The organism is Inquilinus sp. CA228 (assembly GCF_052078665.1).
Lineage (GTDB): Bacteria > Pseudomonadota > Alphaproteobacteria > DSM-16000 > Inquilinaceae > Inquilinus.
In genome coordinates, this window is the sequence record NZ_JBQJIK010000078.1 from 19544 (window position 1) to 39746 (window position 20203).

25 protein-coding genes are annotated in these 20203 nt (G+C 69.8%); 16 read left to right on the forward strand and 9 right to left on the reverse strand.

Translation table 11 applies throughout. The features are described 5' to 3' along the window. Window positions 1–115: 115 nt before the first annotated feature. Genes ACTOWL_RS30125 through ureG form a run of 3 tightly spaced genes read left to right on the forward strand, consistent with a single transcriptional unit; the run spans window position 116 to window position 1897 of the window. Window positions 116–577 (forward strand): urease accessory protein UreE, encoded by a 462-nt coding sequence (locus tag ACTOWL_RS30125; protein ID WP_441324976.1) that lies wholly within the window; start codon window positions 116–118, stop codon window positions 575–577. Continuing rightward, a complete protein-coding gene (locus tag ACTOWL_RS30130) occupies window positions 570–1277 on the forward strand; it encodes an urease accessory protein UreF (protein ID WP_441324977.1) in 708 nt (235 codons plus the stop codon). The genes ACTOWL_RS30125 and ACTOWL_RS30130 overlap by 8 nt, the downstream gene beginning before the upstream one ends. Next, complete coding sequence (gene ureG / locus ACTOWL_RS30135) at window positions 1274–1897, forward strand: urease accessory protein UreG (protein ID WP_441324978.1); 624 nt, start codon at window positions 1274–1276, stop codon at window positions 1895–1897. Before ACTOWL_RS30130 ends, ureG begins: the two co-directional genes overlap by 4 nt. A gap of 29 nt (window positions 1898–1926) precedes the next feature. Here the strand turns inward: ureG and ACTOWL_RS30140 are convergent, their stop codons facing one another. Continuing rightward, window positions 1927–2517 carry a dihydroxyacetone kinase subunit DhaK gene (locus ACTOWL_RS30140; RefSeq protein ID WP_441324979.1) on the reverse strand — a complete coding sequence of 197 codons (591 nt, stop codon included), beginning with the start codon at window positions 2515–2517 and terminating at the stop codon, window positions 1927–1929. Window positions 2518–2562: 45 nt separating this feature from the next. Then, entirely contained in the window at window positions 2563–3183 is a 621-nt protein-coding gene (locus ACTOWL_RS30145; RefSeq protein ID WP_441324980.1) for a glutathione S-transferase family protein, read from the reverse strand. A 137-nt stretch (window positions 3184–3320) separates the two neighbouring features. Between ACTOWL_RS30145 and ACTOWL_RS30150 the strand changes: the two genes are divergently transcribed. Then, window positions 3321–4163, forward strand: a complete 843-nt coding sequence (locus tag ACTOWL_RS30150) for a 5'-nucleotidase, lipoprotein e(P4) family (protein ID WP_441324981.1) — start codon at window positions 3321–3323, stop codon at window positions 4161–4163. Between the two features lie 24 nt (window positions 4164–4187). On the opposite strand, the gene ACTOWL_RS30155 is transcribed toward ACTOWL_RS30150, so the two are convergent. Then, window positions 4188–4409: a hypothetical protein gene (locus ACTOWL_RS30155; RefSeq protein ID WP_441324982.1), complete on the reverse strand. Its 222-nt coding sequence runs from the start codon at window positions 4407–4409 to the stop codon at window positions 4188–4190. 101 nt (window positions 4410–4510) lie between these two features. On the opposite strand from ACTOWL_RS30155, the gene ACTOWL_RS30160 reads away from it, so the two are divergent. Both ACTOWL_RS30160 and ACTOWL_RS30165 read left to right on the forward strand, forming a co-directional pair. Then, complete coding sequence (locus ACTOWL_RS30160; protein ID WP_441324983.1) at window positions 4511–5206, forward strand: ATP12 family chaperone protein; 696 nt, start codon at window positions 4511–4513, stop codon at window positions 5204–5206. A 70-nt stretch (window positions 5207–5276) separates the two neighbouring features. Next, window positions 5277–5624, forward strand: coding sequence for an antibiotic biosynthesis monooxygenase family protein (locus tag ACTOWL_RS30165; RefSeq protein ID WP_441324984.1), 348 nt, complete (start codon window positions 5277–5279; stop codon window positions 5622–5624). A 9-nt stretch (window positions 5625–5633) separates the two neighbouring features. Here ACTOWL_RS30165 and ACTOWL_RS30170 read toward each other — a convergent pair whose 3' ends face one another. Continuing rightward, window positions 5634–6800, reverse strand: coding sequence for a M20 aminoacylase family protein (locus ACTOWL_RS30170; protein WP_441324985.1), 1167 nt, complete (start codon window positions 6798–6800; stop codon window positions 5634–5636). 133 nt (window positions 6801–6933) lie between these two features. Between ACTOWL_RS30170 and ACTOWL_RS30175 the strand changes: the two genes are divergently transcribed. Together ACTOWL_RS30175 and ACTOWL_RS30180 are read left to right on the forward strand one after the other, a co-directional pair. Beyond that, window positions 6934–8466, forward strand: coding sequence for an acyl-CoA carboxylase subunit beta (locus ACTOWL_RS30175; RefSeq protein ID WP_441324986.1), 1533 nt, complete (start codon window positions 6934–6936; stop codon window positions 8464–8466). A 67-nt stretch (window positions 8467–8533) separates the two neighbouring features. After that, window positions 8534–8974: a hypothetical protein gene (locus ACTOWL_RS30180; protein WP_441324987.1), complete on the forward strand. Its 441-nt coding sequence runs from the start codon at window positions 8534–8536 to the stop codon at window positions 8972–8974. A 10-nt stretch (window positions 8975–8984) separates the two neighbouring features. Here the strand turns inward: ACTOWL_RS30180 and ACTOWL_RS30185 are convergent, their stop codons facing one another. Next, window positions 8985–9725, reverse strand: a complete 741-nt coding sequence (locus ACTOWL_RS30185) for a sulfite exporter TauE/SafE family protein (RefSeq protein ID WP_441324988.1) — start codon at window positions 9723–9725, stop codon at window positions 8985–8987. A 74-nt stretch (window positions 9726–9799) separates the two neighbouring features. Next, a complete protein-coding gene (locus ACTOWL_RS30190) occupies window positions 9800–11275 on the reverse strand; it encodes an AAA family ATPase (RefSeq protein WP_441324989.1) in 1476 nt (491 codons plus the stop codon). 157 nt (window positions 11276–11432) lie between these two features. Here ACTOWL_RS30190 and ACTOWL_RS30195 point away from each other — a divergent pair, with 157 nt between their 5' ends. Both ACTOWL_RS30195 and ACTOWL_RS30200 read left to right on the forward strand, forming a co-directional pair. Beyond that, complete coding sequence (locus ACTOWL_RS30195) at window positions 11433–12350, forward strand: LysR substrate-binding domain-containing protein (protein ID WP_441324990.1); 918 nt, start codon at window positions 11433–11435, stop codon at window positions 12348–12350. Next, the gene (locus tag ACTOWL_RS30200) at window positions 12313–12870 is read left to right on the forward strand and encodes a hypothetical protein (protein WP_441324991.1); all 558 of its coding nucleotides are present in this window, start codon (window positions 12313–12315) and stop codon (window positions 12868–12870) included. The genes ACTOWL_RS30195 and ACTOWL_RS30200 overlap by 38 nt, the downstream gene beginning before the upstream one ends. Window positions 12871–12941: 71 nt before the next feature. Here ACTOWL_RS30200 and ACTOWL_RS30205 read toward each other — a convergent pair whose 3' ends face one another. Continuing rightward, window positions 12942–13856, reverse strand: a complete 915-nt coding sequence (locus ACTOWL_RS30205; RefSeq protein WP_441324992.1) for a pirin family protein — start codon at window positions 13854–13856, stop codon at window positions 12942–12944. Window positions 13857–13945: 89 nt separating this feature from the next. On the opposite strand from ACTOWL_RS30205, the gene ACTOWL_RS30210 reads away from it, so the two are divergent. Then, a complete protein-coding gene (locus ACTOWL_RS30210) occupies window positions 13946–14482 on the forward strand; it encodes a PH domain-containing protein (RefSeq protein WP_441324993.1) in 537 nt (178 codons plus the stop codon). A 121-nt stretch (window positions 14483–14603) separates the two neighbouring features. On the opposite strand, the gene ACTOWL_RS30215 is transcribed toward ACTOWL_RS30210, so the two are convergent. Next, complete coding sequence (locus ACTOWL_RS30215) at window positions 14604–15743, reverse strand: hypothetical protein (RefSeq protein WP_441324994.1); 1140 nt, start codon at window positions 15741–15743, stop codon at window positions 14604–14606. A 92-nt stretch (window positions 15744–15835) separates the two neighbouring features. On the opposite strand from ACTOWL_RS30215, the gene ACTOWL_RS30220 reads away from it, so the two are divergent. Both ACTOWL_RS30220 and ACTOWL_RS30225 read left to right on the forward strand, forming a co-directional pair. Further along, window positions 15836–16354 carry a GNAT family N-acetyltransferase gene (locus tag ACTOWL_RS30220; protein WP_441324995.1) on the forward strand — a complete coding sequence of 173 codons (519 nt, stop codon included), beginning with the start codon at window positions 15836–15838 and terminating at the stop codon, window positions 16352–16354. A 71-nt stretch (window positions 16355–16425) separates the two neighbouring features. Then, window positions 16426–16731 (forward strand): hypothetical protein, encoded by a 306-nt coding sequence (locus ACTOWL_RS30225; protein WP_441324996.1) that lies wholly within the window; start codon window positions 16426–16428, stop codon window positions 16729–16731. A 51-nt stretch (window positions 16732–16782) separates the two neighbouring features. Here the strand turns inward: ACTOWL_RS30225 and ACTOWL_RS30230 are convergent, their stop codons facing one another. Beyond that, on the reverse strand, window positions 16783–17646 hold the full coding sequence (locus ACTOWL_RS30230; protein ID WP_441324997.1) for a helix-turn-helix domain-containing protein: 864 nt from the start codon (window positions 17644–17646) through the stop codon (window positions 16783–16785). Between the two features lie 169 nt (window positions 17647–17815). On the opposite strand from ACTOWL_RS30230, the gene ACTOWL_RS30235 reads away from it, so the two are divergent. The 3 genes from ACTOWL_RS30235 (at window position 17816) to ACTOWL_RS30245 (ending at window position 19868) form a co-directional block, all read left to right on the forward strand. Next, window positions 17816–18769, forward strand: a complete 954-nt coding sequence (locus ACTOWL_RS30235) for a phytanoyl-CoA dioxygenase family protein (protein ID WP_441324998.1) — start codon at window positions 17816–17818, stop codon at window positions 18767–18769. Between the two features lie 90 nt (window positions 18770–18859). Next, window positions 18860–19633, forward strand: a complete 774-nt coding sequence (gene lepB, locus ACTOWL_RS30240) for a signal peptidase I (RefSeq protein ID WP_441324999.1) — start codon at window positions 18860–18862, stop codon at window positions 19631–19633. 64 nt (window positions 19634–19697) lie between these two features. After that, a complete protein-coding gene (locus tag ACTOWL_RS30245) occupies window positions 19698–19868 on the forward strand; it encodes a hypothetical protein (RefSeq protein ID WP_441325000.1) in 171 nt (56 codons plus the stop codon). The last annotated feature ends 335 nt before the right edge of the window (window positions 19869–20203 follow it).

Genomic DNA, 20203 nt, shown 5'->3' on the forward strand with positions numbered 1-20203 from the left:
GGTGTGTGGCTGCGCTTCCCTTTCCCTCTCCTCGGGGAGAGGGAGGGACCCGCGCGCGAAGCGCGTGGGAGGGTGAGGGGGCGGGCTCGGTGTCGATCGTGGCCGGAGGCCGGCCATGAAGCGCTTCACCGCCGTCGTCCCGGCCGGCCGCTTCGATCCGGCCGCCGTCTCCGACCGTGTCGTGCTGGACTACGATTCCCGCCACCGCCGCCGCATCGTCCTCTATGGCGAGGCCGGGACCGTGGTGCTGCTCGACCTGTCCGAGGCGGCGCATCTGCGCCACGGCGACGCGCTCAAGGGCGAGGAGGGCGGCCTGGTCCTGGTCGCGGCGGCGCCGGAGCGGCTGGTCGAGATCCGGGCCGGCAGCCAGGCGGATCTCATCCGCATCGCCTGGCATCTCGGCAACCGGCATCTGCCGACCCAACTGCTGCCCGACGCGCTGCGCATCCGCACCGACCATGTGATCGAGGAGATGGTGCGCGGCCTCGGCGGCACGGTCACGGCCGTCGAGGCGCCCTTCGACCCCGAAGGCGGCGCCTATGGCCATGGCGCCGTGCAGGGGCATTCCCATGGTTGATAGGCCCGGGTCTGACGCGGCGCTGTACCGGCTGATGGCCTGGCTGTCGCCGTCCTATCCGGTCGGCGCCTTCAGCCATTCCAGCGGCCTGGAATGGGCGAACGAGGCCGGCTGGGTCACCGACCGGCCGGGCCTGATCGCCTGGATCGAGGATGCGCTGGCGCACGGCGCCGGCTGGAACGATGCCGTGCTGTTCACCCACGCCCACCGCGCCGCCGCGTCCGGCGACGACGACCGGCTGGCCGAGGTCGCCGACCTCGCCGCGGCGCTGTCCGCGTCGCGCGAGCGGCAGGTCGAGACCCTGGCCCAGGGCACCGCCTTCCTGACCATCTCCCGCGCCGCCTGGCCGGTGCCGGGGCTGGAGCGGCTGGCCGCGCATGTGGGCGAGACCGTCGCCTATCCGGTCGCGGTCGCCGCCTGCGCCGCCGGCCATGGCATCGCGCTGGCGCCGTCGCTGACCGCCTTCCTGCACGCCGTCGCCGCCAACCTGGTGTCGGCGGCGCAGCGGCTGGTGCCGCTGGGCCAGACCGACGGCCAGCGCGCCATCGCCGCGCTGATGCGGGCGGTGGCGGAGACGGCGGCCCGGGCCGCTTCCCTGCCGGACGGCGACCCCTTCAGCCAATGCGGCGGCCTGGCCGTCGCCGCCGACATCGCATCGATGCAGCACGAGACCCAGTACACGAGGTTGTTCCGCACATGACCCGCACCCAGAACGGCCCCCTGCGCGTCGGCATCGGCGGCCCCGTCGGCTCCGGCAAGACGGCGCTGATGGACGCGCTCTGCAAGGCGTTCCGCGACCGCTACGACATCGCGGCCATCACCAACGACATCTACACCAAGGAGGATGCGGAGTTCCTGAACCGCGCCGGGTCGCTCTCCTCCGACCGCATCCTGGGGGTGGAGACGGGCGGCTGCCCGCACACCGCGATCCGCGAGGACGCCTCGATCAACCTGGCGGCGGTGGCGGAGATGCGGCGCCGCTTCCCGGGCCTCGACCTGGTGCTGATCGAATCCGGCGGCGACAACCTGGCCGCCACCTTCAGCCCGGAGCTGGCGGACCTGACCATCTACGTCATCGACGTCTCGGCCGGCGACAAGATCCCGCGCAAGGGCGGGCCGGGCATCACCCGGTCCGACCTGCTGGTGATCAACAAGACCGACCTGGCGCCCTTGGTCGGCGCCTCGCTCGAGGTGATGGACCGGGATTCCCGCAAGATGCGCGGCGACCGCCCCTTCGTCTTCGCCCGGGTGCGCAGCGGCGACGGCGTGGCCGAGATCGCCGCGTTCATCGAGAGGGCGGGGGGACTGGCTCCGCACTGATGTGAGAAAGGCGGGGCCGGCGCCGGTCTCTACCTCACCACCGCCTTCAGCGCCTGCAGCCAGACCAGGACGGCGGCGGCGCGGGCGAGGGCGGCGACCTCCTCCAGCTTCCTGCCGGCGGCGATCGCGGCGCCGGCCAGCTTGTGGATCAGCATCGTGCCGGCGATGCCGCGGCGGCGCGCCGGCTCGACCGTGCCGCGCAGCGCCACGTCGTCGGCCACCACCACGATCTCGACCGGGATGCCCTCCTCCTGCGCCAGCTCGGCGGCCAGGCCGAAGTTCAGCCGGTCGCCGGTGTAGTTCTTGACCACCAGCACCGCGCCCAGCGGGCCGGCGGCGGCGCGGATGCCGGCCAGCACGGCGTCGACGCTGGGCGAGGTGAAGACGTCGCCGGCGACGGCGCCGGCCAGCATGCCGGGGCCGACATAGCCGGCATGGGCCGGCTCGTGCCCGCTGCCGCCGCCGGACAGAAGGGCGATCGGGCGCGAGGCCGGCACCGGCAGGTCGGCGCGGACCACCACGGCCTCCTCCTCCAGCAGGGCCAGGCCGGAATGCAGGTCGACGAACCCTTCCAGCATCTCGCGCAAGACATGGCGCGGATTGTTGATCAGCTTCTTCACGTCATGGCCCTCGGTCGGGAGAGTCGGGATCGGGGGAGGAACGGATCAGCCTTCGTTTCGTTGCCAGACCTCGGCCAGGCCCGGCTCGGCGCGCAGCCGCCCGGCGATCGCCGACAGCTTCGGGCATTCGGCGGCGAACCACTCGCTGCGCGGCCGCCAGTGGTTCATCACCGCGACGTAGACGTCGATGGCGGAGCGGGTGCCGCCCAGGAACCAGGGGGTGCCGGCCGCCGCCTCCATCTGCCGCCACAGCACCTTGCGGTGCTCGTCGGTCGCATGTCGCAGCTCGGCCTTGGCCTGGTCGCCGGTGACCCAGCGGCCGGGATCGTCGCCATAGGCCCAGGTCGGGTACAGCGCGGCGACGATGAACACCAGGCGGCGCAGGAAGGCGGGCCGGTCCGGATGGTCGGGCGGCGGGGCCAGGCCGGCGTCCGGCGCGACATCGGCGAGATGCAGGGTGATCGCCCCGCTCTCGGTCATCACCGTGCCGTCGGGCAGCACCAGCACCGGCACCTGGGTCAGCGGGTTCAGGCGCTGCAGCATCTCCCGGTCGGCCGGGCTGTCGTAGACGTCGACCGACTTGACCGCATAGGGCACGCCGGCGAGGGTCAGCATGATCTCGCTGAGCGTCGAGCCGCTGCCGGGCGTGGCGTAGAGCGTGTACATCGGTCCTCCCCTTCGTCGCGCCCCGCACTCCTAACACGGCGCGGCGGCGCGCGATACGAAGCCTGAACGGGGGTTGCAGCGCGCGGTCCGGGCCTGCTCATATGCCGTCACGAAACTGTAACAAACGGAGGCTTCGGATGATGCGATTCGGATGGGCTTCGGCCCTGGCGATGATGGCGGCGGCGGGCGCGGCCCAGGCGCAGCAGGGCCCCGGCCCGGACGACAACCTCAACGCGGTGCTGTGGGACCAGACCTCGGTCGAGGCGCAGGCCAATGCGATCGGCGCCTATGCCCTGGCCCGCATCCGGCTGGACGAGGCGCTGGCCGACCCGTCCCGCACCGCGGCACCGGCGGAGCAGACCGGCGATTTCAAGAATTTCCCGCCGGCGGTGGTGCTGGACGTCGACGACACGCTCCTGAACACCTCGCCCTACCAGGCCCGCAACGTGGTCGAGGGCTCGGGCTTCAACCCGAAGACCTGGACGACCTACGTCAACGCCAAGATCGACACCGCGATCCCCGGCGCGGTCGAGTTCACGCAATACGCCGCGTCCAAGGGCGTGAAGGTGTTCTACGTCACCAATCGCACCAAGGAGGAGGAAGGGCCGACGGTCGAGCACATGAAGGCGCTCGGCTTCCCGATGGGCGACAATGTCGACACCTTCCTCAGCGCCAAGGAGCAGCCGGACTGGGGCTCGGCCAAGGGCACGCGCCGCGCCGTGATCGCCAAGGATTACAGGATCCTGCTGCTGGTCGGCGACAATTTCGGCGATTTCAGCGACGCCTACAAAGGCACGCTGGAGGAGCGGCAGACGGCCTTCGAGGCGGCCAAGGACCATTGGGGCCGCGACTGGATCGCGATCGCCAACCCGACCTACGGCTCGTTCGAATCGGCGCCGTACAAGGGCGACTACAAGCTGCCGGCGGCGGATCAGCGCAAGCTGAAGATTGAGGCGCTGACGCCCTGGAACGGGCAGTAGCCGTGTCCCCGGGGCCGCGGCGGATCAGAACCCGCTGCGGCCCTGGAACGGCTGGCCGGTGAACAGCGAGACCAGATGCGCCAGCATCAGGATCACCACCAGCGCCGCCACCATCATCACCGGGATCACCGGGAACAGCCGCACCTCGCCCGGCGGTGGGCGGCGCCGGTCCATCACCAGCATGGCCGCGACCACCGCCAGGGCGGCGGCGAGGATGATCGAGGTGTTGGTCAGGTCGAGCTGCATCGTGGCACCGCGGTAGCATTCCCGTGGTCTCGACGGAAGACAGGGTTGCATCCGCGGCCGCGATTGCCGATATCGGCGCGGGCGGAGAGAGGGCCGGGACGATGAAGCGCTTCTACAAGACGGTGGGTGTGGTGCCGGCCGGCGACGGGTTCGGCGTCGTCCTCGACGGCAAGCCGATCAAGAGCCCGGCCAAGGCCGATCTCGTCCTGCCCAGCCGCGCCTTGGCCGAGGCGGTGGCGGCGGAATGGGACGCGCAGGCCGACAAGGTGGTGCCTTCGGCCATGCCGCTGATGCAGCTGGCGGCGACGGCGATCGACAAGGTCGCGCCGAATCGCGATCTGATCATCGACACCATCGCCCCCTATGGCGGCAGCGACCTGCTGTGCTACCGGGCCGAGGCGCCGACGGCGCTGGCCGAGCGGCAGGCCGCCGCCTGGCAGCCGCTGCTCGACTGGGCGATGACCGCGCATGACGCGCCGCTGACCGCGACCTCCGGCATCCTCCACCAGGCCCAGCCGGACGCCAGTCTCGCGGCGCTGCGCGCGGCGGTGGCGGCGCAGGACGACTGGCGGCTGACGGCGCTGCACCAGGCGACGGCGCTGACCGGATCGCTGGTGCTCGGCCTGGCGCTGCTGGCCGGCCGGATCGACGCCGACGAGGCCTTCGAGCTGGCCGAGCTCGACGCCAGCTTCCAGATCGAGCGCTGGGGCGAGGAAGCCGAGGCCACGGACCGGCGCGCGGCGCTCCGGGCCGAGCTGCAGGCGGCGGCCCGATTGGTCGAACTGGCGGCGGGCTGACTGGAGGCTCCGGCCGGGCGACCTATCTGAAGGGCTGAGGCCCGGCGCACGGCAAGCGAGGAGCGACACGATGACCAGCGACGCCAAGCGACCCATGATCGCCCGGATCTGGCGCGGCCACACCCGGCCCGAGCGGGCCGACGAATACGAGGCCTACAATTACGAGGTCGGGATCAAGCCGCTGATCGAGAAGGCGCTGGGGGTGCAGACCCTCCGCGAGGACCGCGAGGCCTATTCCGAATTCATGACGATCTCCTACTGGGAGAGCGTCGAGGCGATGGCGAGCTTCACCGGCGGCGACCCGACCCGGATCCACCATCTCGACCGCGACCCGGAGTTCCTGATCGAGCTGCCGGACCGGGTCCAGGTCCTGGAGATCCGCGCCGCGCATGGCGACATCGGCGGCGATCGCCGGTGACGCCGGGGCTCACCCCGCCTTCTTCAGCCGCGTCTCCACCAGCCGCGACCACAGCGTGGCGCCGACCGGCAGGATCTCGTCGTTGAAGTCGTAATGCGGGTTGTGCACCGGCACGCTGCCGCGGCCGTTGCCGATGAACAGGAAGGCGCCCGGCTTCTCGGCCAGCATGTAGGCGAAATCCTCCGACGCCATGACGATGGTGCCGTTGCTGTCGACCGCGTCGGCGCCCAGCGCGTCCGCCGCGGCCTCGGCGACCCAGGCCGTCTCGGCGGCGTCGTTGATCACAGGGATCACCTTGATCTGCACCTTCGACTCGGCCCGGCCGCCGAAGGCGGCGGCGACGTCGCGGGCGATCGCCTCGATCCGCACCTTCAGCGCCTCCAGCACCTCCATCCGCAGCGCCCGGAAGGTGCCGCGCAGCACGGCGGTGTCGGGGATCACGTTGTAGGCGTCGCCGGCATGGATCTGGGTGACGCTGACCACCGCGGAATCGAGGGCGGCGACGTTGCGGGCGACCACGCTCTGCAGCGCCGTCACCACATGCGCCGCGATCAGCACCGGGTCGATGCCGGTCTCCGGCAGCGCGCCATGGGCGCCGCGGCCGGCGATCTCGATGTCGAAGATGCCGCCGCCGGACATCGTCGCGCCGGGGCGGACCATGACCCGGCCGGCATCCAGCGTGTGGAAATTGTGCATGCCGAACACGGCCTCGCAGGGGAACTGGTCGAACAGCCCGTCGGCGATCATCGCCTGCGCCCCGCCGCGGCCCTCCTCGGCCGGCTGGAAGATGAAATGCACCGTGCCGTCGAAGTTCCGCGTCGCCGCCAGGTAGCGGGCGGCGCCGAGCAGCATGGTGGTGTGGCCGTCATGGCCGCAGGCATGCATCGTGTTGGCGGTCTGCGACCGGTGGCCGAAGCCGTTCGCCTCCTGCATCGGCAGCGCGTCCATGTCGGCGCGCAGCGCGATCGCGCGCGGGTTGTTGCCGACCCGCAGCGTGCCGACCACGCCGGTGCGGCCGATCCCGGTCGCCACCTCGCAGCCGAAGGCGCGCAGCCGCTCCGCCACCAGGGCGCTGGTGCGGTGCTCCTCGAAGCCCAGCTCGGGATGGGCGTGGATGTCCCGACGCCATTCGGTCAACTCGTCGGCGAAGCCGGCGATCATCGGGTCGATCTTCATGGCGGGTCCTCGCGGGAACGTCAGACAATATCAGGACCCAAGGCCTACAGGCTGGCAAGCCCCGATCTCGCCCAGCCCTCAGCCTCGTGCTATTGCAGGCGGATGACGCTTTGCGGACATCCGCGGGGGGAGAATGCGTGAGATCCTTGAGGTGCTCGAGAAGAAGCGCGCGGCGGCGCGCCTCGGCGGCGGCAAGAAACGCGTCGAGGCCCAGCATGCCAAGGGCAAGCTGACGGCGCGCGAGCGGCTCGACGTCTTCCTCGACCCCGGCTCCTTCGAGGAATGGGACATGTTCGTCGAGCACCGCTCGCCGGATTTCGGCATGGCCGAGCAGAAGGTGCCGGGCGACGGTGTGGTCACCGGCTTCGGCACCGTCGACGGCAAGCTGGTCTTCGTCTTCAGCCAGGACTTCACGGTGTTCGGCGGCTCGCTGTCCGAGGCGCATGCCGAGAAGATCTGCAAGGTCATGGACCAGGCGATGAAGGTCGGCGCCCCGGTGATCGGCCTGAACGATTCGGGCGGCGCCCGGATCCAGGAGGGCGTGGCCTCGCTCGGCGGCTATGCCGAGGTGTTCCAGCGCAACGTCCTGGCCTCGGGCGTGGTGCCGCAGATCTCGCTGATCATGGGGCCCTGCGCCGGCGGCGCGGTCTATTCGCCGGCGATGACCGACTTCATCTTCATGGTGAAGGACAGCTCCTACATGTTCGTCACCGGCCCGGACGTGGTGAAGACGGTGACGCATGAGGTGGTGACGGCCGAGGATCTGGGCGGCGCCGTCACCCACACCGCCAAGTCGGGCGTCGCCGACCTGGCCTTCGAGGACGATGTCGAGGCGCTGCTGCGGCTGCGCGACTTCGTCGGCTTCCTGCCATCCTCGAACCGGTCGCCGGCGCCGATCCGCCCGACCGAGGACCCGGCCGACCGGCCGGAGATGTCGCTCGACACCCTGATCCCGGCCAATCCGAACAAGCCCTACGACATGAAGGAGCTGATCGGGAAGGTGGTGGACGAGGGCGACTTCTTCGAGCTGCAGCCGGCCTTCGCCGGCAACATCATCATCGGCATGGCGCGGATGCAGGGCCGCACCGTCGGCATCGTCGCCAACCAGCCGATGGTGCTGGCCGGCTGCCTGGACATCGATTCCAGCCGCAAGGCGGCGCGCTTCGTCCGCTTCTGCGACGCCTTCAACATCCCGATCGTCACCTTCGTCGACGTGCCGGGCTTCCTGCCCGGCACCAGCCAGGAGTTCGGCGGCATCATCAAGCACGGCGCCAAGCTGCTGTTCGCCTATGCCGAGGCGACGGTGCCGAAGGTCACGGTGATCACCCGCAAAGCCTATGGCGGGGCCTATGACGTGATGGCGTCGAAGCATCTGCGCGGCGACGTCAACTACGCCTGGCCGACGGCGGAGATCGCGGTGATGGGGCCGAAGGGCGCGGTCGAGATCATCTTCCGCGCCGACATCGGCGACGCCGAGAAGATCGCGGCGCGGACCGAGGAATACCGCCAGAAATTCGCCAACCCCTTCGTCGCCGCGGCGCGGGGCTATGTCGACGACGTGATCATGCCGCACAACACCCGACGGCGGATCTGCAAGGCCCTGGCGATGCTGGCCGACAAGAAGCTCGAGAACCCCTGGAAGAAGCACGACAACCTGCCGTTGTGACCCGGGGCACCTTTGCCACTCTCCTGCCATGCCAGGATGGTGCGATGGATCGACACCGGAGACCGGGATGACCGCGCGCTTCCGCACCCTGACGATGCTCCTGGCCGGCGCCCTGCTGCTGGCCGGCTGCGCCACCGAGGCCGGCTTCCGCAAGGGGCTGGACCAGCTGAAGGGCCAGCCGAAGGACCAATTGATCGTCCGCTACGGTCCGCCGATCTATGAGGGCCGGACCGAGGACGGGCGACGCTATGCCCAGTTCAACCTGTCCTGGGTGCAGACCGGCGGCGGCTACATCACCAGCCGGCCGCAGACCGCCTTCGTGCGCGGCACCTATCGCGACGACGACGGCGACAAGCGCCGCTACAGCGAGACGCGGACGGTCTTTGTCGACCAGTATGTGCCGCCCTATGCGGTCGACCGGCGCTGCCTGACCACCTTCTATTTCGACGCCGCCAGCCGGGTCGCCAGCTACGCCTATGCCGGCGACGGCTGCGTCGCGAAGGAGTAGGGGCGGTTCTTCACAGCAGCGGCCGCAGCGCCAGGTCGAGGCCGAGCAGCAGGAGGCCGAGGAAGAACCAGCGCCGGAACACCTCGGGCCGCACCCGCAGCCGCAGCCACTGCCCGGCGGCCATGCCCAGCAGCGCCGGGGCCAGCGCCAGCAGCGAGCTGCCGGCGGCGGCCAGCGGGAAGGCGCCGTCCCGCGCCAGCCCGGCGGCCAGCGCCAGGGTCGAGACGGTGAAGGACAGGCCCAGCGCCTGGATCAGGTCCTCCTTCTCCAGCCCCAGCGCCTGCAGGAACGGCACCGCCGGGATGACGAAGACCCCGGTGGCGGCGGTGACCAGGCCGGTGGCGGCGCCGACCGGGCCCGACCACCGGCGCTCCGCCCGGGCCGGCACCGAGAACCGCGGTCCGGCCAGGCCGATCGCGGCGTAGAGCACCAGGGCGGCGCCGAGGGCGATGGTGGCGGTTTCGGCGCCGGCGCTGGTCAGCAGGCCGGCCCCGGCCCAGGTGCCGAGGCAGATCCCGGCCATCATCGGCCACAGCCGGCGCAGCAGCCCGCCGAAGCGCGGCCCGGCGAAGAGCTGCCAGAGATTGGTCACCAGCGACGGCACCACCAGCAGCGCCGCCGCCTGGGCCGGCGCCATGGTCAAGCCGAGCAGCCCCATCGCCACCGTCGGCAGGCCGAGCCCGACCACGCCCTTGACGAAGCCGGCGAGCAGGAAGGTGAAGGCGACGAGGAGCAGCAGCGGGTCGGTCATGCACGGACCCTGCCCGCCGCCTGCCGGTTCCACAATGCGGGATCGGCGGAGCCAGCCTTCGGCCAGGACGAAAGCTAGCCTGCCCCGAAGACGACCTCGATGTCCTCGGCGGTGACGGTGATCAGGTCGTCCTCCGAGACCGAGGCGAGACGGCTCAGGCGGTTGGCCTGGGCGGAGATCGACGCCTCGAACAGGGTGCGCGCATCGCGCGCATTGGCGAAGGTCCGGCCGCGGTTCTCCCAGCGCCGGGTCAGGCCCAGCTTCAGCGGTTCGATCGCGTCGATGTCGACGTTGTAATGGGCATCGACCGCCAGCTTCAGGAAGATCTCCATCATCTCGTCCGCCGAATAGTCGGGGAAGTGGATGGTCCTGGCGAAGCGCGACCGCAGGCCAGGATTGGAGTCGAGGAAGGCCTCCATCCTGTCGCTGTAGCCGGCGACGATCACGACGAGGTCGTCGCGATGGTCCTCCATCGCCTTCAGCAGGGTCTCGATCGCCTCGCCGCCGAAGTCGACCTCGCCCTTGCCGGCGAGCGCATAGGCCTCGTCGATGAACAGGACGCCGCCGAGCGCGCGCTTGATGGCCTCCTGGGTCTTGATGGCCGTCTGGCCGACATAGCTGCCGACCAGCCCGGAACGGTCGACCTCGACGAGGTGCCCTTTCGACAGCAGCCCGAACTGCCGGTAGGCGCCGGCGACGATCCGCGCCACCGTGGTCTTGCCGGTCCCGGGATTGCCGGAGAAGACGAGATGGAAGCTCATCTCGGGGACGGGCAGCCCCTTCTGCTGGCGCAGCGAGAACACCTTGGCGAGGTTGGCGAGGGTCTCGACCTCCATCTTCACGCCGTCGAGGCCGATCAGCTTGTGCAGCCGCACCAGCGGGTCGTCTCCCGCCGGCTCGCGCCCGGCGTCATCGTCTTCCCCGATCCCCTGCGCCTCGATGACGTCGTCTGCGGCGCCCTCATCCTCAGCTGCGTCCGGCCCGAAATTCGTGACCGTCCTGAACACCCGGAAGGTCTCGAACCTCTGCACATTGTCGTGGTGGTCGTTCTCCATCTCGATCGCCTTGTCCCGCAGCCGGGAGGTGATCTGGGTCAGGTGCCTGTTTTCCGCCGGGCTCATGTCGGCATCCGCGGCGATGATGACGGTGCCCAGGCCGGTGATGAACTGCAGGATGCAATCCCGCTCGGCGACGTAGCCTCCCTTCCGGGTCCGATGCTGCGGGCCCGAGGACAGATAGACGGCGTGCTCCAGGGTCTTGATCATGCTCTCGACCTCGGAGGAATCGTCGTCCAATTCGCGGCGCAGGGCATTCATCTCCTGTCGCGACGACGTGCTGTCGATCATCTCGGCAATCAGCGCGTGCTCGGCGTCATTGATGGGGCCGTCCGCGCCCGCGACATAGACGCAGGCCCGAAGGGCGCCGTCCGCCAGGGCCTCGCCGGCGTCGTAGTCCAGCTTCAGGTCCGAGGAACACGCGCTCTGCAGCTTCACCATCGAGCGGTACATTCCGTTGGTGGAGTCCCGCAGCTCTCTCATGGCCTCATTCATCGTCAGCTCCCCCCTGCTGTGCCGGCCCCGCCGTGCTCGGATACATTCCCTGAGGTTGCGGTGATTCTCCAGGGGTGTCGCCCATCGGCCGGCGACAGAGCCGCATCATGCGGCTGGGCCGGGGATCGCGCCGCCTGCGGCTCGGGGAGGGCCCGCCATGCGCTTCGACCTGACCGATCTGCGCCTGTTCCTGCATGTCGCCGAGGCCGGCAGCATCACCGCCGGCGCCGAGCGGGCGGCCCTGGCCCTGGCCTCGGCCAGTGCCCGGATCCGCGGCATGGAGGCGGCGGCCGGGACGGCGCTGCTGCGGCGCGGCCGGCGCGGCGTGAACCCGACCCCGGCGGGTGAGGCGGTGCTGCACCATGCCCGGCTGGTGCTGCAGCAGATGGAGCGGATGCGCGGCGAGCTCGGCGACTACGCCCGCGGCCTCAAGGGCCATGTCCGCATCCTCGGCAACACCGCGGCGGTGACCGAGTTCCTGCCGGAGCCGCTGGCCGAATGGCTGGCCGCCCATCCCCGCATCGACATCGACCTGGAGGAACGGCCGAGCCACGCCATCGTCGAGGCGGTGGCGGCCGGGCTGGCCGATTTCGGCATCGTCGCGGACATGGCCGACGGGGGGGCGGCCGATGGCGGCGGGGGGCTGGAGCGCATCCCGTTCCGGATCGACCGGCTGGTGCTGGCGGTGCCGCGTGGCCATCCGCTGGCGGCCCGCCGCCGCATCGCCTTCGCCGAGGCGCTGGGCGAGGATTTCGTGGGCTTGAGCCCCGGCAGCGCGCTGCAGGACCATCTCGCCCGCCACGCCGCCCGGGCCGGGCGGCCGCTCAAGCTGCGGGTCCGGCTCGGCGGCTTCGATGCGGTGTGCCGGATGGTGGAGCAGGGCGTCGGCCTGGCGGTGGTGCCGGCGACGGCGGCAAGGCGCTGCCGCCGCAGCATGGCGATCCGGGCCGTGCCGCTGTCCGACCCCTGGGCGCTGCGCCGGCTGTCGATCTGCCTCCGGTCCCTCGACGCCCTGCCGGTTCATGCCAGGCGGCTGGTTGAGCATCTGGCGCAAGACGCTGCAGCAGGCCAATAATTGTGGGTTGGCGCTGCATGGGGGGAGCATCTTGCTGACGAGACTCAACGTTGCCGGGTTGGCGATCCTGTCGTTGCTGGCCGTCATGCTGGCCGGTTGCAGCCACAAGATGACGCAGCGCTTCGATCCGGCGGAGTATTCGGCATATTCCGGGTCGGGCGACGGCGCGATCCTGGGGCAGGGATTCCTGCGTGACCGTGGTGGCCGCATCGTCCCTTGTGCGCGTCAGCTGGTCCTCTTCACGCCCGCGACCGCATACACCCGCGAGTGGGCGATGTCACTCAGAAGCGGCTGGGATTCGGACAGTTCGGAGATCGCTCGCCTGCGAGACCGCGGCATTGGGCGAATGGCTGTATGCGACCGGGATGGCAGCTTCGCCGCAAAAAATCTCAAGCCGGGTCGCTGGATCGCTGCGATCATCGTGCTCTTCCCGGTGGGGTACTCGACTGTGGGCAGCGCCATTTGGGGCGAGGTCGATGTCCGGCCGGGCCTGCCCACCGAAATGATCCTGACAAAATAGGCACAGACGCCCCGCGACTGCGGCGCGGTGCCCTGGCTGACGCCATGACTGCGCTTGGTGCCGGCACGCCCTCACCGCTCCGGCAGCGGCAACCGCTCGGTCTCGTCCGGGATGGTGCCGAAGCGGCCCTCGCGCCAGTCCTCCTTGGCCTGCTCGATGCGCTCGCGGCTGCGGGCGACGAAGTTCCACCACAGCTTGCGCGGGCCGTCGAGCGGCTCGCCGCCGAACACCAGCAGGCGGGTCTCCTCCAGCGCCTCGACCTCGACCATGTCGCCGGGGCGCAGCACCAGCAGGCGCTGCGGCGGGAAGTTGTCACCGCCGATCCGGACCCGGCCGGAGACGACATAGACCGCCCGCTCCTCATGCTCGGCCGGCAGCGGCAGCACCGCCCCGGCCTGCAGCGCCACGTCGAGATACAGCGTCTCGGAGAAGGTGGCGACCGGCGAGCGGGCGCCATAGGCCGAGCCGACGATCAGCCGCACGGACTTGCCGGCATCCTCGATCACCGGCAGGTCGCCGACGCCGTGATGGACGAAGCTGGGCGCTACCTCCTCGTGAGCGGCGGGCAGGGCCACCCAGGTCTGCACCCCGAACAGGGTCGACCCGGTGGCGCGCAGGGCCGGCGGGGTGCGCTCGGAATGGGCGATGCCGCTGCCGGCGGTCATCCAGTTGACGTCGCCGGGGCGGATCAGTTGGCGCGTGCCCAGGCTGTCGCGATGGGTCTGCTCGCCGGCGAAGAGGTAGGTCACGGTGGCCAGGCCGATATGCGGGTGCGGCGGCACGTCGATGCCGTCGCCGGCGCCGAACAGGGTCGGGCCGAACTCGTCGACGAAGACGAAGGGGCCGACCGAGCGTTTCTGCATCGACGGCACGGCGCGCCGCACCTCGAAGCCGCCGATATCGGCGGTGCGCGGGATCACCACGGTCTCGATCAAGGGGCAGGGCGTCTCGCCGGTAACGGGATCGCGGGTCGGCTGCCAGCTCATGGACGTGACTCCTCCGCCCAGAACCGCCATGGACGGGCGCTCGGTTCGACCGTACCCTTCGCTCCGGCATGAGCCAAGGGGGACCGAAGATGGCCGAGACCACCCAGGACGCCGCGGCGGGGGCCGCCGGCGAGACCGTGATCTGGAAGATCCGCACCGCGCTGCGTGCGTCGTTTTACGTCTGGGTGATCGCCATCGTGCTGGCGGTGCTGCTGGGCATGATCGGCGGGCCGGTGCCGGCCGCGGCGCCGGTCATCCTGGCGGTCGTCTGGACCGCCTGGCGCTGGCTGACCAGCTACGAGCTGACCAGCGAGCGGCTGATCATCCGCTCCGGCCTGCTGGTGCGGAAGCGCGAGGAGATCGAGCTGTTCCGGGTGCGCGACTTCTCGCTGTCGCGGCCGCTGCAATGGCTGGTGCTGGGGCTGGGCACGATCGGGCTGACCACGCGCGACCAGTCGGCGCCGAACATCCTGATCGGCCCGATCGCCATGCCGGAGACCCGGCTGGACGAGCTGCGCCGGGCCACCGTGGCGCGGCAGAACCGGGTGCGGTTCCGCGAGGTCGAGGTGTCCTCGGCCGGCGACGAGCACCATGGCGGCCACGACGCCGGATCGCTGCCGGGGTAGGGAGGGCTTGTACCCCTTCCCTGTCATCCTCGGGCTTGACCCGAGGATCCAGAGGATGTCGACGCTCTCTGGATTGCCGGGTCAAGCCTGGCAATGACAGGAAGGAGGGAAGGCTAACAGCTTACTCGTCGTTGAACGGGCCGATCATCAGCGGCTCGAGCTTGAACCAGTTGCCGAGCTGGCTGTAGGTCAGCTTCACCGGCTTCAGGTCCCAGTACACCTCCGACCGGGTCGGGCCGATGCACGCCAGCTGGCCGGATTCGTTCTTCTCGCGGCGGCAGCCATCCTCGCTGTCGAGGTAGTAGATGCGGCCATAGAGGCCGGCCTGGTCCTGCTCCACCGTGCCGAAGAAGGCCTCGACGTCGGCGTCGTTGTTCTCGCCGCCGAAGAAGGCCTCTTCGGGCTTCACCACCGGCTCGTTGAAGCGCAGGTTGTAGTCGTAATAGCCGGTGTAGTTGCGGCTCTGCCCCTTGGCGTCGGTGAAGCTGCCCTCCTCCTCGACATAGCGGATCGAGCCGGTGACCTTGTCGGTGTAGGCTTGGTTGCCGATGGCGTATTGGAAGCTGATGCCGTTGTTGTCGGTCAGCCAGTTGCCGAGCTCATAGTCGTAGTCGAGATTGCCGGAGACCCGGGTCTGCGGCAGGAAGGAGAGCGGGCCTGGCGCCAGCACCAGCCCCTGGAAGGCCAGCGGGTCCGGGTTCTTGACCTGGATCGTCACCACCTTGCCGTTGACGGTGCGGGAATACAGCTTGTCCGCCGCCTGGGAGGCGCGGTTGATCTGCTCGCCCAGCTCCCACCAGCGGGTGACCTCGCGGCCCTGAATGACGCCGCCGAACTTGCCGGAGGATTGCTGGCCCTTGACGATGTCGAGCCGCAGATTGCCGGATTCGGGCTGGTAGCGCCCGCCCTCGTCGATCGGCGTCTCGCCGCGCAGGATCGCCACTTCCTTGGCGATCTGGCTCGGGTTCTGCGGGTTGTTGACGTCGATCCGCAGGCTGTAGGTGATGGTGTCCTCCGGCTTGCGCTGGGCCGAGCCGGCATAGGCCATCAGGTCCGCCACCGTCAGGGCCTCGATGGTGTAGACGTCGAGGCCGTTGGTGTTGCGGACGCTGCGCGAGTTGAAATCGATGGTCATGTGGCCGGTGACCTTGGCGCCGTCGGTCACGGTCTGCAGGCCGCGATTGGCGCTTTGGGCCCAGGCCGGCGTCGCCGCAAGCAGTGCGGCTACGGTCGCGACGCCCGCTGTCATGCGATGAGTCATGGTCTCCCCCTTCGAGTCTGCCGTGGGCGGGGCTGTCTCCGCCGGCTGCATTCTGGCACTGCATAATGGGGCAGGCGACTCGGGGCTTTTCCATGGCGAAGACGAGGCAGGGCGGCGGCGGGGCGCCTGGGTCAGGGGTGACGGTCCGGCCGATGCGCGGCGACTCGGCAGAGATCGCGGCGGTGGTGGCGCTGATTCGCGGCGCCTTCGCGGAGTATGACGGCCGGCTCGACCCGCCGCCCAGCGCGGTGCGCGAGACGGCGGAGAGTATCGCCGCGCTGCTGGGCCGCGAGCACGGGCTGGTGGCGGAGGCCGGTGGGGCGGCGGTCGGCTGCCTGTTCCTGCAGCGGCGCGAGGGCGGCGACATCTATGTCGGCCGGGTCGCGGTGGCCCGCGAGCATCGCCGCGGCGGCGTCGGCCGGGCGCTGATGGCGGCAGCCGAGGCCGAGGCGCGTCGGCTGGGCGGGGCGCGGCTGACCCTCGGCGTCCGCCTGGCGCTGGACAGCAACCGCCGCTTCTTCCGCTCGCTCGGCTTCACCGAGGGCGCGCTGCACGCCCATCCCGGCTACGACAGGCCGACCTGGGCCGAGATGACGAAGGCGATCGGATGAGGATGGTTGGTCCGATCTGCGGGTGCCTCCGGCCCTTTGTGGACATTCGTTCTGTCGTGATAGTTTGGGCCATGACCATCGTCGAACCCGAGCTCAGGCTTTCAGCGCAATGCGCCCTGCTCGGTGCGATCCACCCCGCGATCAGGCTAATCAAGATCAAGCGAGAGGGGCCGACGATCAGAATGACGATCGTGGCGGCTGAAGATCTCGGTGACGACGCTATCGATGCGCTGTCAGTCGCTGCCACAGAAATCGTTGCCGACTTTCCGATGTGCCAGATCGAAGAACAAGTGATCGTAAGCAGGGATGCCTTGCCCAAAGAGAATATCCTGGCTGAGGGCTGGGTCTACCAACGACTGGAGCACAGCATCCGCTAGCCGCCCCTGCGAACAATCGTCATTGGTCAGACCATCCGCCCGACGACCGTCTCACCCCCGAAAGCTGCGGCGGAACTCGCGCGGGGTCATCGCCTTCAGCGCCCGGAACTGGCGGTTGAAATTGGCGATGTTGGGGTAGCCGACCTCGTCCGCGACATGGGCGATCGGGCGGTCGCCGTTGATCAAGAGCGAGCAGGCCTGGCCGATGCGCAGCTGGGCCACGTAGCGCGACACCGTCAGCCGGGTGTGCCGGCGGAAGAAGCGGTGGAAGGCCGAGGGGCTGAGGCAGGCCAGGCCGGTCAGCGCCGCGATCGGGATCTCATCGCGGTAGTGGCCATGGATGTGGTTCAGCACCCGGTCGATCCGCGCCTGCTCCGGCGCCGCCACGGCGGCCCGCAGCGGCGCCGGTGCGGCCAGCGGCGCCCGGCCCTCGTCCCGCGCCAGGGCGGTCAGCACCTCGATCAGCCGCAGCAGGCGGCCGGCGGGGTCGAGCTCCGGCATCGCCTCGATCGCCGGCCGCACCGAAGCGGCGGCGCCGGCGGAGAAGGCCAGGCCGCGCCCGGCCTCGTCGAGGATGCGCCCGACCGGCCGCAGCTCGGCCAGCGACCCGACCAGCCGGGCCGCCCAGTCCGGCGAGAACCACATCACCAGGGCGATATGCGGCCGGGCCGGGTCGATCCGTTCGCGCGAGCACCAGGTGTGCGGCAGGTTCGGGCCGACCAGCACCAGGTCGCCGTCATCATACTGGCCGAGATGGTCGCCGACATGGCGCTGGCCGCGGCTGTTCAGGGTCAGCGTCAGCTCGAATTCCGGGTGGTAGTGCCATTCGAACGGGATGGCGTCGTCCAGCCGCCGGTTCAGCAGCGTCCAGGACGCATTCCCCGGCACCGTCACCTTCTCGAAGATCGGCTGCATGGCGAAAACTGATACGCCCAAAACTGATACGCAACAACGGCCCAGACGCCATCCGACGCGACTCTAGTATCAGTTTTCGGCAGGCGACGCCAACATGGCGGGCCCGGACGGCGGTACAGTTGCGGACATGGACGGCCGAACGCCGCCGCGCCGATCAAGGGAAACGCCGATGGACCGCTATCAGTACGGGGACAACCGGCCGGGCAACGCCTCGGTCTCCTACACCTACGACACCCAGCTCAAGGACATCGAGAAGACGCGGCCGCTGCGCGTCCTGTCCGAGGCCGACTGGAAGCACTGGATCACCTGGGGCTATGTCGTCGTCCCCGACGCCGTGCCGGCCGAGCATGTCCGCCGCACCCGCGACCTGCTGTGGGAGTTCCAGGAGATGGATCCGAAGGATCCGGAGAGTTGGGTCAAGCCGCAGCTGCGCGACCATGCGATGAAGGAGCTGAACAACAGCGGCATGGTCGAGATCTACAACCACCAGCTGCTGTGGGACAACCGCCAGCATCAGCGGATCTACGACGCCTTCGTCGACATCTGGGACACCGAGCGGCTGTGGGTCACCATCGACCGCGCCAACCTGAACCCGCCGAACCGCCAGGCCCGCGGCTTCAACGGTTTCATCCATTGGGACGCCGACACCTCGCTGACGCCGCTCCCGGTGAACTGCCAGGGCGTGCTGTCGCTGGTCGACACCGACCCGGAGATGGGCGGCTTCCAATGCGTGCCGGAGCTGTTCCGGACGCTGGAGACCTGGCGCGAGACCCAGCCGGCCGACCGCAACCCCTGGGCGCCGGACACCGCCGGCTTCGAGATCCGGAACGTCACCATGAAGGCGGGCGACCTCTTGATCTTCAACAGCCTGCTGGCGCATGGCATCCGGCCGAACCGGTCGCAGGACCGGGTGCGGATGGCGCAGTACATCTCGATGACCCCGGCCGACGAGGGCAATGCCCAGCTGCGCGACTGGCGCGTCCAGTCCTGGCGCGACCGCGAGCCGCCGCAGGGCTATGCCTTCCCCGGCGACCCGCGGGAATGGGAGAAGACCCGCTACCAGCGCGCGGCGCTGACCCCGCTCGGCGAGAGGCTGCTCGGCCTGGCCTCCTGGGACGAATAGGCCGGCGCGGCGCCCCGGCGCCGATCATGTCCCATTCGTAACTTGTCCGGGGCCGGGCGCGGCGCGAAGGTCCGGCCTCGGAGGTGCGCGATGGCGACCGACACGGCATCGAAGACTGGTGGAAACGCCCGGCGCTGGCTGCGCGGCGCCGGCGAACTGGCAGTGCTGCTGCTGGTGATCGCCGCCGGCAAGACCGCCATCGCCGAACCCTTCTATGTCCCCTCCGGTTCGATGGAGCCGACGCTGCAGATCGGCGACGAGCTGGTCGCCACCAAGTTCAGCTATGGCTACAGCGCCGCCTCCTTGCCCTTCGGCCTGACCGTGCCGGAGAGCGGCCGAGTGCTGGGCCGGATGCCGGAACGCGGCGACGTCGTCGTCTTCCGCTGGCCCGGCGACCCGTCGCAGACCTGGGTCAAGCGGGTGATCGGCCTGCCGGGCGACCGCATCGCGATGCGCGACGGGCGGCTGTGGATCAACGGCGCGCCGGTCGGGCTGCGGCCGGATGGCGAGGGCAGGGTGGAGCACGGCAACGGCGCGACCGCGCCCGCCATCCGCGCGATCGAGACCCTGCCGGGCGGGATCAGCCACCCGATCTTCAAGCTGTATGCCCGCGGGCCGCTGGACGAGATGGCGGAGATCACGGTGCCGCCCGGCGATCTCTTCGTCATGGGCGACAACCGCGACAATTCGGCCGACAGCCGCTTGCCGGTCACTGCCGGCGGCGTCGGCCTGCTGCCGGTCGGCGACCTGGTCGGCAAGGCCGAGCTTGTGGTCGCGTCCTGGGATCTCGGCCGCGCCTCGCAGCCGGTCTGGACCTGGCCCGCCGGCCTGCGGCTGGACCGCTTCCTGTCGGCGATCGAGTGAGAGGAATGGCCACGTGGTATGATGTCCTCATGCCGCGTGTTTGAGTCTCGACGGAGGTCGAGCGATGGTATCTGCCGAGAACCATGCCTTCAGCCTGCCGGTCGAGCGGTGGCTGCGCGAGCAAGTCGTCCCGATCGCCGTTGCGATGCAGGACGATCCAGGTCGGGCGCTTCCTCTGGCTCAGGTGTTTTTGGAAATCCATGCGATGCACACAAAGCGATCACGGACCCCGTGACGCATTGCGTGGTCGACTTATACCAGCGGCCCGAAACATGATCCGTCATGGCGAGCCCCGAAGGGGCGTGGCCATCCAGTGGCCCAATTCTTAGGACTAGGGGACCCTTGGATGGCCACGGCGCTGCGCGCCTCGCCATGACGGGGAAGGGGCCTAAGAGTCGATCTCAAAGGCCGCTGGTATTGCCCCAAAAACTGTCACGCCCGGTCTCACATGGGGAGTTTGGTGTCAAGCGGGTGAAGAGGCTACGGCATGGTGTGTCGCCCTGGTTGAGAGGATTAGGGAGTCCGGAAGGCAGGCCTGAGCCGTGTTGGGGAGACGCGGCCGGCGGTGCG